Source organism: Rugamonas rivuli (assembly GCF_009380165.1).
In the GTDB taxonomy this organism is placed as follows: Bacteria; Pseudomonadota; Gammaproteobacteria; order Burkholderiales; family Burkholderiaceae_D; genus Rugamonas; species Rugamonas rivuli.
Window position 1 is genome coordinate 538,178 of the sequence record NZ_WHUF01000005.1, and the last position, 14,007, is coordinate 552,184.

A 14,007-nucleotide genomic window follows, 5' to 3' on the forward strand; every position below is an offset into this window, starting at 1 on the left:
AATCGACAATCGTAAAACTATAACACCATCGCTGCGGCTTTCAACCCTTGCGCTTGCCCACCATGTGGCGGGCGATGCCGCGCAGGATGTTGACTTCCTCCTGCTCCAGCTGGGCGCGGGCGAACATGCGCTTGAGGCGCGGCATCAGCTTGCGCGGATTGCCGGCGTCGAGGAAGCCGATCTCCACCAGCGACTGTTCCAGGTGCTGGTACATGCCCTCGATCTGCGCCGCGCTGGCGGCCTCGCCCTGGAAGCCGATCTCGTTGGCGTCGCCGGCCGGCTGGCGCACATTCATCGCGCGCGGGGCGCCGTCCAGCGCCGCCATCCGGCATTCGTAGGCCAGCACCTGGGCCGCCTGCGACAGGTTCAGCGACGAGTAATCCGGGTTGGCCGGAATATTGATCAAAACATTACATTTCTCGACGATGTCGTTCGGCAGGCCGAAACGCTCGTTGCCGAAGATGAGGGCGGCGCGCAGCTCGGGCTGGGCCGACAACTGTTCCGCCACCTGGCGCGGCGTCAGCACCGGCGGCGAATACTCGCGCAGCCGGGCCGACACGGCGGCGGCGAAATTGATGCCGTCCAGCGCCTCGGCCATGCTGCCGACCACGCGCGCGCCGGCCAGGATGTCGCCGGCGCCGCTGGCGAAGGCCACCGCTTCCGGGTCTTGCAGCGCGTGTTCGAAGCGGGGCGTCACCAGCACCAGGTCGCTGAAACCCATGGTTTTCATGGCCCGCGCCACCGCCCCGATGTTGCCCGCGCGGCTGGTCTCGACCAGAATAAATCGCAGCTGTTTGAAAAGATTGGTGTTGATTTGAGGCAGGTTCATTTAAAATAGCGCTATTGCGCGGTATCGATACACAAATTCCCCGGGATTTTACCCTGTCGGCGCCGCTCCGCTCTTTAATTCACTCTTGTACACTTTCGTGCTGCCGGGCAGGCTGAGGCCCCCGGTGGGCGTTAGCGTTCTTTTAACGGAAAAGCTTACATGCACCCAATGCTCAACACGGCGATCAAAGCCGCCCGCCGCGCCGCCGCCGTCATCAACCGCGCGTCGTTCGACCTCGACCGCGTCATCGTCACCGAGAAAAACCACAAGGACTTCGTCACCGACGTCGACCAGGCGGCCGAACAAGCCATCATCGAGGTGCTGTCCAAAGCTTATCCCGACCACGCCTTCCTGTGCGAAGAGTCGGGCCCGTCCAAGAACGCCAACGACGAGACTGAATACACCTGGATCATCGACCCGCTCGATGGCACCACCAACTTCATGCACGGCTTCCCGCAATACTCGATCTCGATCGCGCTGTCGCAGCGCGGCGTGATCACGCAAGCCGTGATCTACGACCCGGTCCGCAACGACCTGTTCACCGCCACCAAGGGCGCCGGCGCCTACCTGAACGACAAGCGCATCCGCGTGACCAAGCTGGACCGCATCGCCAACGCGCTGCTGTCGACCGGCTACGTGGCCGGCAACGCCAAGGCGCTGGACGAATACCTGAAGATGTACGGCATCATGGCCGAACGCTGCCACGGCGTGCGCCGCCCGGGCAGCGCCGCGCTGGACCTGGCCTACGTGGCCGCCGGCCGCCTGGACGGCTTCTACGAAAAAGGCCTGAAGCCTTGGGATATCGCCGCCGGCGCCCTGATGGTGACGGAATCGGGCGGCATCGTCGGCGAGTTCAGCGGCGAGTCCGACTACCTGTACAAGGGCGACATCATCGCCGCCAGCCCGAAAATCTTCGGCCAGATGGTCGGCCTGCTGTCGCAGTTTGGCGAGCAGCCGAAGGCATAGTTGCCAAAAGTGGAATGTTTGTTACAAAAAAAGGGAGCATACGCTCCCTTTTTCATTTCCTAAATGAAATAAATGATGCGCTTAGCTGTTATACTCAGGCCTGCGGCACTCTGACCAGTCCTTTAGCCGCAGTGTCATTCACTCTGATTGCCTGCGACTGGCGCCTTGAACGCGACAGGCCTATCTTAACAAAAAGTCATCATGTCATTCTCTTCCCTCGGTTTGTCCGACGCTATCGTCCGCGCTGTTACCGAAACCGGCTACACCACGCCCACCCCTATCCAGCAGCAGGCGATCCCTGCTGTCCTGAATGGCGGCGACCTGCTGGCAGGCGCACAAACCGGCACCGGCAAGACCGCCGGCTTCACGCTGCCCATCCTGCACCGTCTGTCGACCGACGCCAATGGCGCGGCCATCACCAGCAACACCACCGCCCGTCCGATCCGCGCGCTGATCCTGACCCCGACCCGCGAACTCGCGGCCCAGGTCGAGGAAAGCGTGCGCACCTACGGCAAGTACACCAAGCTGAACTCCACCGTGATCTTCGGCGGCGTCGGCATCAACCCGCAGATCAAGCAGCTCAAGCACGGCGTCGACATCCTGGTCGCCACCCCGGGCCGCCTGCTGGACCACATGGAACAGCGCACCGTCAACCTGTCGAAAGTGGAAATCCTGATCCTGGACGAAGCCGACCGCATGCTGGACATGGGCTTCATCCGCGACATCAAGAAAGTGCTGGCCGCGCTGCCGCCTAAGCGCCAGAACCTGCTGTTCTCGGCCACCTTCTCGGACGAGATCAAGGCCCTGGCCGACGGCCTGCTGAACAAGCCGGCCACCATCGAAGTGGCCCGCCGCAACTCCACCGTGGAAGTGATCGCGCAAAAGATCCACCCGGTCGACCGCGACAAGAAGCACCCGATGCTGGCGCACCTGATCAAGGCCAACGACTGGCACCAGGTGCTGGTGTTCACACGCACCAAGCACGGCGCCAACAAGCTGGTCGAACAGCTGGGCCACGACGGCATCGGCGCCATGGCTATCCACGGCAACAAGAGCCAGTCGGCGCGCACCAAGGCGCTGTCCGAGTTCAAGGACAACAAGCTGCAAGTGCTGGTGGCCACCGATATCGCCGCGCGCGGCATCGACATCGACCAGCTGCCGCACGTGGTCAACTACGACCTGCCGAATATTCCGGAAGACTATGTGCACCGCATCGGCCGTACCGGCCGCGCCGGCGCCACCGGCGAAGCCGTGTCGCTGGTCTGCGTGGACGAGCACGAGATGCTGAAGGATATCGAAAAGCTGATCAAGCAAACCCTGCCGCGTGAAGTGATCCCTGGCTTCGAGCCGGACCTGAACGCGCGTCCGCAACCGGTGCAACTGCGCAGCGGCGGCCCCGGCCATCGCAATGGCGGCGGCCGCAACGGCGGTGGCGGCCAGGCGCGCGCCAAGACCGGCGGCGGTGGCGGCGGCAACAAGCCACGCGCACCCGGCGCTCCTGCCGGCGGCGGCAACGGCGGCGGCCCGCGCAGCGGCAACAGCGCTCCGCGCTCGGCAGCCCAGCACCGCTCCGGCGGCCGCGGCCGATAAGCAGCAAAGCCACCTTCGGGTGGCTTTTTTTTCGTCCCGGCGCGGCAGCGGCATTTGCGGTTACGATAACGGCTACGCCACCCCGCCCCGGAGCCGCCATGCCCAAGTTTGCCGCCAACCTGTCGATGCTGTTCACCCACGTGCCTTTCCTGGACCGCTTTGCGCTGGCCCGCGAAGCCGGTTTCGACGGCGTCGAATTCCTCTTCCCCTACGCCTACGAAGCCGATGTGCTGGCCGAGCGCCTGCGCCAGCACAAGCTGCAGCTGGTGCTGTTCAACCTGCCCTGCGGCGACTGGGACGCGGGCGACCGCGGCATGGCCTGCGATCCGCGCCGCCAGCAAGAGTTCCGCGCCGGCGTGCTGCGCGCGCTGGAGTACGCTGCCGCGCTGGGCGTGCCCCGGCTGCACTGCATGGCGGGCAAGCTGCCGGCCGGACTGGCGCAGGAACGCGCCCACGCCACCTACCTCGACAATCTGCGCTGGGCCGCCGCCGAGCTGGCGCCGCACGGCATCGAACTGCTGATCGAACCGATCAACCACCACGACATCCCCGGCTACTTCCTCAACTATAGCCGCCAGGCGCTGGACATCATCGCCGAGGCCGGAAGTCCGAATCTGTTCCTGCAGTACGACATCTACCACATGCAACGCATGGAGGGCGAGTTGAGCAACACCATCCGCGCCAACCTGCCGCTGATCAAGCACATGCAGATCGCCGACACGCCGGGCCGCCACGAGCCCGGCACCGGCGAGATCAACTACCGCCACCTGTTCCGCTTCATCGACGAGATCGGCTACGAAGGCTGGCTGGGCTGCGAATACCTGCCGGCCGGCGACACCGCCGCCGGACTGGGCTGGAGGGCAGCCTTGAGCACCTGATCTGCGCTGCCGCAACACGAGGATATACACCCGGGCCAACAATGTCCTCTCACTTTGCGGAGCGCCCATGAAAACCACCCGTGTCTTCCTCCTCCTCGGACTGCTGGCCCTGCTCGGCGGTTGCGCCAGCAGCACGCCGCGCATGGCCGCCGTCCGCAGCTTTGCCGCGCAGGCGCCGCAACTGGGCGCCTACCACGAACTGACCGAGCGCTACCGCAATACCTACCAGCGCGAACAACCTTTCCTGAGCGCCAGCGCCGATGCCCGCGAGCGCGAGCTCGACCGCCAGCGCCAGGCCGCCTGCGACGATTTCGCCCAGCTGCAGCGCGGCGTGCAAGCCTATATGCAGGCGCTGGGCCAGCTGGCCGGCGACGGCAGGTACGACCTGGAGGACCAGGTCCAGTCGCTCAGCGGCGGCATCAAGGCCTGGCCCGACAGCGGCCTGAACGAGCGTCACGTGACCGCCTACGCCGGCCTGACGCGGCTGGTGGCGCACGCCGTCACCCGGCCCATGCAGGAGGAAGCGGTGCAGCAGCTGATGCGCGACGGCCAGTCGTCCGTGCAGCAACTGCTGGAAGCCATGCACACGCTGCTGGGCCTGTACGGCAAGACCAGCGACAACGAGGAAAAAATCGTGCTCGGCATGCTGGAGACGGAGCTGCCCTACCTCGATCCCAGGCGCGACCGCCTGCTGCTGGCCCTGGCCCGCTCGCAGCAGCACGACAAGCAGGCCGAATACCATCTGATCGCCCTGCGCAACACGCAGGCGCAAAAAAACCTGGCCGCCATCGAGCAGAGCCACCGCGCGCTGCTCGACCAGATCCCCAACCCCTGATCCCCGCAAGGAGCCGCCATGGCAGATACGCACCACATCATCGCGCTGGCCGACAGCCTGTCCGCCTGCGCCGACGCATTGCACGCGCGCCTGATGCACGCCATCCGCCAGCCGGCGCCGGGCGGCCAGGCGCCCGCCATTTCGCAGGGCGCGGCGCAGGCGCTGTTTGAAAACGAAGTGACGCTGCGCCAGCGCGCCAACGGCCTCTACCTCGACGCCGCCCGCCTGGCCGCCAGCGGCCTGGACGGCGCGCAGCAGCAACTGCTGGACGTCACCGCGCGCGCCCGCGACAGCATCGCCCGCATCGAGCGCGCCAAGGATTTGATCGACATCGCCGCCGAACTGCTGTCGCTGGGCGCGGCCGTGGCGACCGGCAAGCCGGAGCGCCTGGTCACGCCGCTGGAAAAACTCAAGCACCACCTGGACGCGCTGCCGCCGCCGGCCTGACGCGGCCGCGAACAAAATCGCCGCGCGCGGGTCCAATGCCGTAAGGAGCGTGCGGCATGAACGGACTCGAAGACATGGAATGGACGGCCCTGCAGGCGCGGCTGGAAGGCGCGCGGGCCGCGCTGCTGAGCCAGCTGGCGGATGACCTCGACCGCAGCGCCGACGTGCGCCTGCCGCTGCCGCACGAGGCCGAGGCCTCGCCGGCCGACAACGCCAGCCAGCGCACCCTCAACGCGCTGGTGCACGAGGCGGCCGAACACACCGAGCGCCAGCTGCACATCGTGCGCCACGCGCTGGCCAAGTTCGACGACCGCAGTTATGGATTGTGCGAGCGCTGCGGCGAGGCCATCGGCTACTCGCGGCTGGACGCGCGGCCGGAGGCGCGGCTGTGCATCGCCTGCCAGACCTGGCTGGAACAGCGCCGCCGCTGAATGGCGCCGGGCTTAGCCGGCGTCGCTCCACGGCTGGCTGCGGATCTTGGCCACCTGCCGCTGCGCCAGCAGGCGCCACAGCTGCAGCGCGTCCGCCTGCGCCAGCGCGGCCATGGTGCGCGGGCCGGCCAGGGCGATCTCGCAATCGCGGTCCGACCATTCGGCAAAGCGCACCCCGCCGCCGGTCGACACCTCGACTTCGTACATCAAGCCATCGTCGTAACCGAAGCGCAGCACGGCGCTGCCGGGACCGCCATCGGGACTGGCGGCGTTGCCGCTGTAGACCTCCGCCAGCGCCGCCGCCATCTGGGCTTCCGACGGCGCCGCCACATCGCGGCCGTCCGGGCGCGTGAGCACTACCCATGCCTGTGTCATAGCCGCATCCCCCTATCCAAACGCGTTAGTCCGACGGGTGCCAGGTGCTTAGATTGTAGCGACTATCATACCGAAAATTGCCGCCAGCGCAGGCTTAGTCTCCGATAAGCAACAACGGCGCGGGCGCGCGGCGGGCGGCAAAAAAACTTGGCGCGTTGCGGAAAAACAGCGCGGGTGGCCGTATAATCAATCGAGTATTTCGCCATCTACCAGCTTTTATTTTGATAGGCGCGACCATGATTGCAGCCCAGCAAACGCCCGACCTGTCGCCCGCGCCCAGCCTGTCGTTCCACGCCGAGCTGGAACAGGCGTTGGCGCTCGATCAACTATGTCTGCTTTACCAGCCGCTGGTGGACTTGCAGACCGGCGCCGTGGTCAGCCTGGAGGCGCTGGTGCGCTGGCAACATCCCGAACAGGGCCTGCTGTCGGCCCACGCCTTCCTGCCGCGCGCCGAGGCCGCCGGCATGACGTCCGCCATCGGCCACTGGGTGCTGCGCCGCGCCTGCGGCGACCTGAACGCCTGGCGGCGCGGCGGCCAGAACGACCTGCGGGTGGCGGTCAACGTCTCCCCCAGCCAGTTCCGCGACCCCGGCTTCGGCGACGCCGTGGCGGCCATGCTGGACGACTACGCGATCACGCCGGCCGCGCTGACGCTGGAGATCACCGAGACCGCGCTGACCGAGGCCGGCGACGGCTGCGACGACGTGCTGGCCGGCTTCAAGACGCGCGGCCTGAACCTGACGCTGGACGACTTCGGCACCGGCCACGGTTCGCTCAGCAGCCTGAAACGCTATCCCTTCGACGCCATCAAGATCGACGCCGACTTCATCCGCAACGTGGTCAGCGACAGCCACGATGCCGCCATGGCCAAGAGCATCATCGCCATGGGCCACAACCTGGGCATGAAGGTGGTGGCCGAGGGCGTGGAGACCGAGAGCCAGTGCGACTTCCTGCGGCGTAATATGTGCGACCAGATCCAGGGCTATTTCTTCGCCCCGCCGCTGGCCTCGGCCGAGCTGCACCAGCTGCTGGCCAGCGGCCGCGCGCTGCCGGACCACCTGCTGCGCATGCACAAGCCGCCGCGCCGCCTGCTGCTGGTGGACGACGAACCCAACATCCTGGCAGCGCTCAAGCGCCTGCTGCGCGGCGACCACTACCAGGTCTACAGCGCCAACGACGGCCCGCAGGGACTGGCGGTGCTGGCCGAGCATCCGGTCGACGTCATCGTCTCCGACCAGCGCATGCCCGGCATGCTGGGCGCCGACTTCCTGCGCAAGGCCAGGGAGCTGGCGCCGGACACCATCCGCATCATGCTGTCCGGCTACACCGAGCTGCAATCCGTGACCGACGCCGTCAACGAAGGCGCGATCTACAAATTCCTGACCAAGCCCTGGGACGACGAGCAGTTGCGCGGTCATATCGCCGACGCCTTCCGCATCAAGGAAATCGCCGACGACAACCTGCGCCTGAACCTGGAGGTGCGCAGCGCCAACCAGGAGCTGGCGGCCGCCAACCGCCGCATGGAACAGCTGCTGCAGGAAAAGCAGCGCCAGATCAGCCGCGGCGAGATCAGCCTGAGCGTGGCGCGCGAAGTGCTGCAGCACCTGCCGCTGCCGGTGATCGGCATGGACGACGCCGGCATGATCGCCTTCGTCAACGGCGCCGCCGCCGGCCTGTTCCGCCAGGGCGGCGCCCTGCTGGGCAGCGAGGCCGGCAACGTGCTGCCCGAGCTGTTCCAGGCCGACGGCACGCCGCGCCACCACGTGGCCGACATCGAAGGCCAGCGCTACGCCGTGATGTGCTACCCGATGGGCGAGCACTCGGCCTCGCGCGGCAGCCTGATCACCCTGAGCACCGTGGAGCCGCTGTCATGACGACACCCGCCACCCCCAACGAAATCGGCCTCGAACAGGCCGCGGCCGGCATGACGCTGGCCGCCGCCCTGCTCGACGCCAACGGCAGCGTGCTGCTGCCGCAGGACGTGGCGCTGACCGACGCCACGCTGGCCTCGCTGCGCCGGCGCGGCATCGAGCGCTGCGTGGTGTGGTCGACCGCCGAGCCGGTCGATCCGGCGGCGCTGGCGGCGGCGCGCGCGCAGCGCCTGCAGCGGCTGGAACGGCTGTTCCGCCACAGCGCCGACAGCGACGGCGGCGCCAGGCTGCTGGAGCGCCTGCGCAGCTACCGCGAGGACCAGCAGCCATGACCGTCGACGATGTGATCAAGGCGGTGCGCGACCTGCCCTCGCTGCCGGCGGTGGTCAGCGAACTGCTGGCCAGCATGAACCAGGACGATATCGACACCCACGCGCTGGCCGCCAAGATCACGCTCGACCAGGCGTTGACGGCCAAGACGCTGCGCCTGGCCAACTCCTCGTTCTACGGCATGCCGGCCAAGGTGACGTCGATCCAGCAAGCGATCTCGGTGCTGGGCTTCCACGCCATCCGCACGCTGGTGACGGCCTGCTCCGTGACCGACAGCTTCGCGCCGGTGCCCGGCAGCCAGTTCGATTTCCCGGCCTTCTGGCGCCACTCGATCGCCAGCGCGGTATGCGCGCGCGTGCTGGCGCCGCACGTGCGCGTCAACCCGGACACCGCCTTCACCGCCGGCCTGCTGCACGACCTGGGCACGCTGGTGCTGGCCAGCCGCTTCCCCGACGACTACCGCCGCGTGCACGCCTACCGCATCGAGCACGACTGCACGGCCGAGCCGGCCCAGCTGGCCGTGTTCGGCATCGACCACGCCGCCGTCGGCAGCGCGCTGGCCGCGCACTGGAAGTTCCCGGCGCCGATCCAGGCGGCGGTGGCCGAGCACCACCAGCCCGGCGGCGACGGCCCGGCCACGCTGTCGACCGTGATCTACGTCGCCAACATCGTGGCCCACGCGCTCGACCTGTCGGCGCAGGAGGACGACCAGGCGCCGCCGCTGTCGCTGGCCGCCTGGCAAAAGCTGGGACTGAGCGACGCCGCCTGGGCCGGCGTGTTCGCCGAGACCGAACAGCTGTACGACACCATGTGCAAGATGCTGACCACATGAACGCCGCCGCCCCCGCCAGCCCCCCGCTCGCCGCCGCCATCGTCGCCGACGAGCCCCAGCACGCCGCGATCGCGCTGTCCGAGTTCTTCGACGGCCACCCGGTGGCCACCTTCGCCATCGACACCCGGCACGTGATCACCCACTGGAACCGCGCCTGCGAGCACCTGCTGGGCTGGAGCAAGCTGGCCATGGTCGGCACCAGCAACCACTGGCAAGCCTTCTATCCCAAGCCGCGCGCGGTGCTGGCCGACCTGATCGTGGCCGGCGACGAGACCCAGATGGAACTGCTCTACCCGGGCAAGTACCGCGCCTCGGCGCTGATCCCCGGCGCCTACGAGGCCGAGGACTTCTTCCCCAACATCGGCGCCAGCGGCCACTGGCTGCACTTCACGGCGGCGCCGCTGCGCGACCACCAGGGCCACATCGTCGGCGCCATCGAAACGCTGCGCGACGTCACCGAGCGGCGCGTGGCCGAGAACGCGCTGCGCCGCGCGCACGACAACCTGGAGCACGTGGTCGAGAAACGCACGGCCCAGCTGGCCGACATGAACGAGCAACTGCAGGAAGACATCCGCCAGCGCCACCTGGCCGAGGCCGAACTGCGCCGCAGCAACCTGGAGTTGACCGAGCTGAACAGCCAACTGTCGCGCGCCCAGCAGCAGCTGGTGCAGGCCGACAAGCTGGCTTCGATCGGCCAGCTGGCGGCCGGCGTGGCGCACGAGATCAACAACCCGATCGGCTACATCTTTTCCAACTTCAGCACGCTGCAGACCTATCTGGACCAGCTGTTCGAGATGCTGGACGCCTACCAGAAGGCCGAGCCCGGCACGGCGGCGGCCGCCGCGCTGCGCGCCCAGCGCGAACAGATCGACCTCGACTTCCTGCGCGAAGACATCCCGGCGCTGATGGCCGAATCGCGCGAAGGCATCGTGCGGGTGCGCCACATCGTGCAGGATCTGAAAGACTTTTCGCGGGTCGACGCCAACCAGGACTGGGTCTGGTCCAATCTGCACCGCGGCATCGATTCCACGCTCAACATCGTCGCCAACGAGGTCAAGTACAAGGCCGACGTCGTCAAGGAATACGGCGACATCCCCGACATCCAGTGCCTGCCGCTGCAGATCAACCAGGTGGTGATGAACCTGGTGGTCAACGCCGCCCACGCCATCGGCGAGCAGCGCGGCCGCATCACCGTGCGCACCGGCGCCGACGGCGACGGCATGGTGTGGATCGAGGTGGCCGACAACGGCAGCGGCATCGCGCCGGACACGCTGTCGCGCATCTTCGACCCCTTCTTCACCACCAAGGCGGTCGGCAAGGGCACCGGGCTGGGGCTGTCGCTGGCCTACGGCATCGTGCAAAAGCACGGCGGCCGCATCGACGTCGACACCGAACTGGGCAAGGGCACCCGCTTCCGCGTGCGCCTGCCGGTCAGCCAGCCCGAGGGCGAGGCCGATGCCGCCGGGAGCGCGCCATGAACACCGCGCTGTCGCCCTCGGCCGAGCCGGCCTTCAGCGCCACGCTGCTGTGCGTGGACGACGAGCCCAACATCCTGTCCTCGCTGCGCCGCCTGTTCCGCCCGGCCGGCTACCGCGTGCTGCTGGCCGAGAGCGGCGCGCTGGGCCTGGAGGTACTGGAAAAGGAACAGGTCGACCTGGTGATCTCCGACATGCGCATGCCGGAAATGAACGGCGCCCAGTTCCTGGCCCAGGTGCGCACCCGCTGGCCCGACACCGTGCGCCTGCTGCTGACCGGCTATTCCGACATCCAGTCCATCCAGGACGCCATCAATTGCGGCGAGATCTACCGCTACATCACCAAGCCGTGGGAAGACGGCGACATGCTGCTGCTGGTGCGCCACGCGCTGGAGCGGCGCCAGCTGGAGCAAGACAAGCTGCGCCTGGAAGCGCTGACGCTGCGCCAGAACGAGGAATTGAAAACGCTCAACCAGAGCCTGGAAGCCAAGGTCGAGGCGCGCACCCGCCAGCTGAAGGCCGAGCACGAGGCGACCAGCGCCGCCAACGCCAAGCTCAAGCGCAACTTCGTCACCACCATCAAGATTTTCTCCAGCATGATAGAGCTGCGCGCCCACAACCGGCCCGGCCACGCGCGCCTGGTGGCCGAGCTGGCACGCCAGCTGGCGGTGCAGCTGGAACTGGACGCGCGCGAGACCCAGGAAATCTTCATCGCCGCGCTGCTGCACGACATCGGCAAGATAGGCTTTGCCGACGAGCTGCTGCAAACCCCGCTGACCATGCTGCACGGCGAATCGCTGGGCCTGTTCCGCAAGCACCCGCAACGCGCCGCCGAGCTGCTGATGCCGCTGGAAGACTTGCGCGGCAGCGCCGCCATCCTGCGCGCCCAGCTGGAACGCTTCGACGGCAACGGCTTCCCCGACGGCCTGGCCGGGCTGGCGATCCCGCTGGGCGCGCGCATCCTGGCGCTGGCGGCCGACTACTACAACCTGCAGCAGGGCGCGATGGTGCAGCGCCATCTGCGGCCGGAGGAAGCCAAGTCGCTGATCCTCGACGCCAGCGGCAAGCGCTACGATCCCAACGTGGTGGCGGCCTTCCGCCAGATCATCGACGGCGGCGCCGACGCCGGCGCCGGGGTCGAGGTGCTGTCCGGCGAGCTGCTGCCCGGCATGGTGCTGGCGCGCGACCTGATCAGCCGCGACGGCCTGATGCTGCTGTCGGTCGAGCATGTGCTCGATGCCCGCATGATCCAGCAGGTGCAGGATTTCGAGACCAAGAGCGGTTCCCGGCTGGCGATCTGGGTGCGCAACCCGAAAGGAGAAGCATGAGCAAGATCCTGCTGGTGGACGACGAGGGCAATGTGCTCAGCGCCCTGCAGCGCGCGCTGCTGCAGATGTTCCGCAGCGCGCCGCCGCAGATCGAAAGCTACACCAATCCCTACGACGCGCTCGAACGCATCTGCTACTGCGATTTCGACCTGATCATCTGCGACTACAACATGCCGCAGATGACCGGCGGCGAACTGCTGCAGGCGCTCAAGGACGTGGCGCCGAACACGGTGCGCATCATGCTCAGCGCCTCGACCGAATACGGCACGGTGCTGAGCGCCATCAACCAGGCACAGGCCTTCCGCTTCATGAGCAAGCCCTGGGACGCGGCCGAGCTGGAGCAGAACGTGCGGCAGGCGCTGGCGCTGCGCGCCGAGCTGGTGGCCGCGCCGCCGCCGACGCCGCAACAGCTGGAGGCGCAGCGGCTGGAGGCGGAAGAACCCGGCCTGCTCGACGTCAAGCGCGACGACGACGGCGCCGTCATCCTGTAGCTTGCGCGGCCTGCGGCGGCTGCACCGGCAGGTGCACCGTGAAGCGCGTGCCCTGGCCCACCACCGAAGCCACCTCGATGCGGCCGCCGTGGCGGTTAACGATGCCATAAGACAGCGACAGCCCCAATCCCGTGCCGCTGCCGACCGGCTTGGTGGTGAAGAAGGGTTCGAAGATGCGGTTCAGGTTTTCCGGCGCGATGCCGCAGCCGTTGTCGCCCACCTCGATCCAGACCCAGCCGTCGGCGGCGCCGGTGCGCAGCGTGATCACGCCCTGCTCGCGCAGCGCGTGGGCGGCGTTGACCAGCAGGTTCATGAACACCTGGTTCAGCTGCGAGGCCAGGCAGGTCACCGGCGGCAGCGTGCCGTACTGCTTGTCGACCTTGGCCTTGTACTTGATCTCGTTGGCGACGATGTTGAGCGTGCTGTCCAGGCCGTGGTGCAGGTCGGCCACCTGCCACTCGGTCTCGCCGACGTGGGAAAAATCCTTGAGCGCCTGGACGATGTCCTTGACCCGCTTCAGGCCATCCATCGATTCACGCACCAGGTCGGTCACGTCTTCCTTGAGGAATTCCAGGTCGGCCTGCTGGCGCAGCACCGCCAGCTGGGCCGCCAGCGCCGGATGCGGCGCGGCCGCCTGCTCGTAGCGGTCTATCACGCCGAGCAAGGTGCCGACGTAGTTTTTCAGCGAGCCCATGTTGGAGTTGACGAAGCCGACCGGGTTGTTGATCTCGTGCGCGATGCCGGCCGCCAGCTGGCCGATGGAGGCCATTTTTTCCGATTGCAGCAGCTGCTCGTGGGCGTTGCGCAGTTCGCCGATCAGCGCCTGCTGTTCGACGCCCTTGGCTTGCAGCGCCTCTTCCATGCGCTTGCGCGCCGTGATGTCGGTCAGCGAGCCGATCACCTCCAACGGCACGCCGTGCTCGTCGCGGATCAGGCGCAGCGTGTCGTGCATCCACAGATAGCTGCCGTCGCTGATGCGGAAGCGGTATTCGTAGGCGCGCTGGCCTTCGCTGAACACCAGCGCCAGGCTGGAGAAGATGCTGGGCGCATCGTCGGGATGGATGTGGTCGAACCAGAAGTTGGGGTCGGCCACCATTTGCTCGGGACGGTAGCCCAGCACGTTGTAGGCGTTGTTGCTGACGAAGGTCATCTTGAAGTCGCCGCTGGGCACGGTGCAATAGATGATGGCCGGCGTATTGTCGACCAGGTATTGCAGGCGCACCAGCGGTGAGGCGGCCTCGGCGACAGGCGCGGCGGGCGCTCCGGCGGCGTCTGAGGAAAGAAAGTCGAACTCGTCAAATTGCATATCGATAGCCTCGCGACAGCTTC

General features: G+C 67.3%; 15 protein-coding genes. 12 read left to right on the top strand and 3 right to left on the bottom strand.

Going from position 1 to position 14,007, the window contains the following annotated elements; translation table 11 throughout:
• Nucleotides 1–40: 40 nt before the first annotated feature.
• Nucleotides 41–829, bottom strand: coding sequence for an RNA methyltransferase (locus GEV01_RS21170; protein ID WP_152807497.1), 789 nt, complete (start codon nt 827–829; stop codon nt 41–43).
• A gap of 168 nt (nt 830–997) precedes the next feature.
• Here GEV01_RS21170 and GEV01_RS21175 point away from each other — a divergent pair, with 168 nt between their 5' ends.
• The 6 genes from GEV01_RS21175 to GEV01_RS21200 all read left to right on the top strand — a co-directional run bounded on the left by GEV01_RS21175 (nt 998) and on the right by GEV01_RS21200 (nt 5,976).
• Complete coding sequence (locus GEV01_RS21175) at nt 998–1,795, top strand: inositol monophosphatase family protein (RefSeq protein ID WP_043479992.1); 798 nt, start codon at nt 998–1,000, stop codon at nt 1,793–1,795.
• A gap of 201 nt (nt 1,796–1,996) precedes the next feature.
• Nucleotides 1,997–3,385 carry a DEAD/DEAH box helicase gene (locus GEV01_RS21180; RefSeq protein WP_152807498.1) on the top strand — a complete coding sequence of 463 codons (1,389 nt, stop codon included), beginning with the start codon at nt 1,997–1,999 and terminating at the stop codon, nt 3,383–3,385.
• 98 nt (nt 3,386–3,483) lie between these two features.
• The gene (hyi, locus tag GEV01_RS21185) at nt 3,484–4,263 is read left to right on the top strand and encodes a hydroxypyruvate isomerase (protein ID WP_152807499.1); all 780 of its coding nucleotides are present in this window, start codon (nt 3,484–3,486) and stop codon (nt 4,261–4,263) included.
• 67 nt (nt 4,264–4,330) lie between these two features.
• Entirely contained in the window at nt 4,331–5,098 is a 768-nt protein-coding gene (locus tag GEV01_RS21190; protein ID WP_152807500.1) for a hypothetical protein, read from the top strand.
• 18 nt (nt 5,099–5,116) lie between these two features.
• Entirely contained in the window at nt 5,117–5,545 is a 429-nt protein-coding gene (locus tag GEV01_RS21195) for a hypothetical protein (RefSeq protein ID WP_152807501.1), read from the top strand.
• Nucleotides 5,546–5,601: 56 nt separating this feature from the next.
• Nucleotides 5,602–5,976, top strand: coding sequence for a TraR/DksA family transcriptional regulator (locus GEV01_RS21200; protein WP_152807502.1), 375 nt, complete (start codon nt 5,602–5,604; stop codon nt 5,974–5,976).
• Nucleotides 5,977–5,988: 12 nt separating this feature from the next.
• On the opposite strand, the gene GEV01_RS21205 is transcribed toward GEV01_RS21200, so the two are convergent.
• Nucleotides 5,989–6,351, bottom strand: a complete 363-nt coding sequence (locus GEV01_RS21205; protein ID WP_152807503.1) for a hypothetical protein — start codon at nt 6,349–6,351, stop codon at nt 5,989–5,991.
• Nucleotides 6,352–6,587: 236 nt separating this feature from the next.
• On the opposite strand from GEV01_RS21205, the gene GEV01_RS21210 reads away from it, so the two are divergent.
• The 6 genes from GEV01_RS21210 to GEV01_RS21235 are packed head-to-tail and all read left to right on the top strand — an operon-like array spanning nt 6,588 to nt 12,678.
• Nucleotides 6,588–8,225: an EAL domain-containing protein gene (locus GEV01_RS21210; RefSeq protein WP_235914473.1), complete on the top strand. Its 1,638-nt coding sequence runs from the start codon at nt 6,588–6,590 to the stop codon at nt 8,223–8,225.
• A complete protein-coding gene (locus tag GEV01_RS21215; protein WP_152807504.1) occupies nt 8,222–8,554 on the top strand; it encodes a hypothetical protein in 333 nt (110 codons plus the stop codon). Before GEV01_RS21210 ends, GEV01_RS21215 begins: the two co-directional genes overlap by 4 nt.
• On the top strand, nt 8,551–9,384 hold the full coding sequence (locus GEV01_RS21220; RefSeq protein WP_152807505.1) for an HDOD domain-containing protein: 834 nt from the start codon (nt 8,551–8,553) through the stop codon (nt 9,382–9,384). The genes GEV01_RS21215 and GEV01_RS21220 overlap by 4 nt, the downstream gene beginning before the upstream one ends.
• Nucleotides 9,381–10,862: an ATP-binding protein gene (locus tag GEV01_RS21225; RefSeq protein WP_152807506.1), complete on the top strand. Its 1,482-nt coding sequence runs from the start codon at nt 9,381–9,383 to the stop codon at nt 10,860–10,862. Before GEV01_RS21220 ends, GEV01_RS21225 begins: the two co-directional genes overlap by 4 nt.
• Nucleotides 10,859–12,187 carry an HD domain-containing phosphohydrolase gene (locus GEV01_RS21230; RefSeq protein ID WP_152807507.1) on the top strand — a complete coding sequence of 443 codons (1,329 nt, stop codon included), beginning with the start codon at nt 10,859–10,861 and terminating at the stop codon, nt 12,185–12,187. The genes GEV01_RS21225 and GEV01_RS21230 overlap by 4 nt, the downstream gene beginning before the upstream one ends.
• Nucleotides 12,184–12,678 (top strand): response regulator, encoded by a 495-nt coding sequence (locus GEV01_RS21235; protein ID WP_152807508.1) that lies wholly within the window; start codon nt 12,184–12,186, stop codon nt 12,676–12,678. The genes GEV01_RS21230 and GEV01_RS21235 overlap by 4 nt, the downstream gene beginning before the upstream one ends.
• Here GEV01_RS21235 and GEV01_RS21240 read toward each other — a convergent pair.
• On the bottom strand, nt 12,668–13,984 hold the full coding sequence (locus GEV01_RS21240) for an ATP-binding protein (protein WP_152807509.1): 1,317 nt from the start codon (nt 13,982–13,984) through the stop codon (nt 12,668–12,670). The two genes, GEV01_RS21235 and GEV01_RS21240, sit on opposite strands and share 11 nt — an antisense overlap.
• Nucleotides 13,985–14,007 lie beyond the last annotated feature (23 nt).

Bases quoted from the DNA above. Each gene is read 5' to 3' on its own strand.
- GEV01_RS21170 (WP_152807497.1), bottom strand. From the start codon at position 829: ATGAACCTGCCTCAAATCAACACCAATCTTTTCAAACAGCTGCGATTT.
- GEV01_RS21175 (WP_043479992.1), top strand. From the start codon at position 998: ATGCTCAACACGGCGATCAAAGCCGCCCGCCGCGCCGCCGCCGTCATC.
- GEV01_RS21180 (WP_152807498.1), top strand. From the start codon at position 1,997: ATGTCATTCTCTTCCCTCGGTTTGTCCGACGCTATCGTCCGCGCTGTT.
- hyi (WP_152807499.1), top strand. From the start codon at position 3,484: ATGCCCAAGTTTGCCGCCAACCTGTCGATGCTGTTCACCCACGTGCCT.
- GEV01_RS21190 (WP_152807500.1), top strand. From the start codon at position 4,331: ATGAAAACCACCCGTGTCTTCCTCCTCCTCGGACTGCTGGCCCTGCTC.
- GEV01_RS21195 (WP_152807501.1), top strand. From the start codon at position 5,117: ATGGCAGATACGCACCACATCATCGCGCTGGCCGACAGCCTGTCCGCC.
- GEV01_RS21200 (WP_152807502.1), top strand. From the start codon at position 5,602: ATGAACGGACTCGAAGACATGGAATGGACGGCCCTGCAGGCGCGGCTG.
- GEV01_RS21205 (WP_152807503.1), bottom strand. From the start codon at position 6,351: ATGACACAGGCATGGGTAGTGCTCACGCGCCCGGACGGCCGCGATGTG.
- GEV01_RS21210 (WP_235914473.1), top strand. From the start codon at position 6,588: ATGATTGCAGCCCAGCAAACGCCCGACCTGTCGCCCGCGCCCAGCCTG.
- GEV01_RS21215 (WP_152807504.1), top strand. From the start codon at position 8,222: ATGACGACACCCGCCACCCCCAACGAAATCGGCCTCGAACAGGCCGCG.
- GEV01_RS21220 (WP_152807505.1), top strand. From the start codon at position 8,551: ATGACCGTCGACGATGTGATCAAGGCGGTGCGCGACCTGCCCTCGCTG.
- GEV01_RS21225 (WP_152807506.1), top strand. From the start codon at position 9,381: ATGAACGCCGCCGCCCCCGCCAGCCCCCCGCTCGCCGCCGCCATCGTC.
- GEV01_RS21230 (WP_152807507.1), top strand. From the start codon at position 10,859: ATGAACACCGCGCTGTCGCCCTCGGCCGAGCCGGCCTTCAGCGCCACG.
- GEV01_RS21235 (WP_152807508.1), top strand. From the start codon at position 12,184: ATGAGCAAGATCCTGCTGGTGGACGACGAGGGCAATGTGCTCAGCGCC.
- GEV01_RS21240 (WP_152807509.1), bottom strand. From the start codon at position 13,984: ATGCAATTTGACGAGTTCGACTTTCTTTCCTCAGACGCCGCCGGAGCG.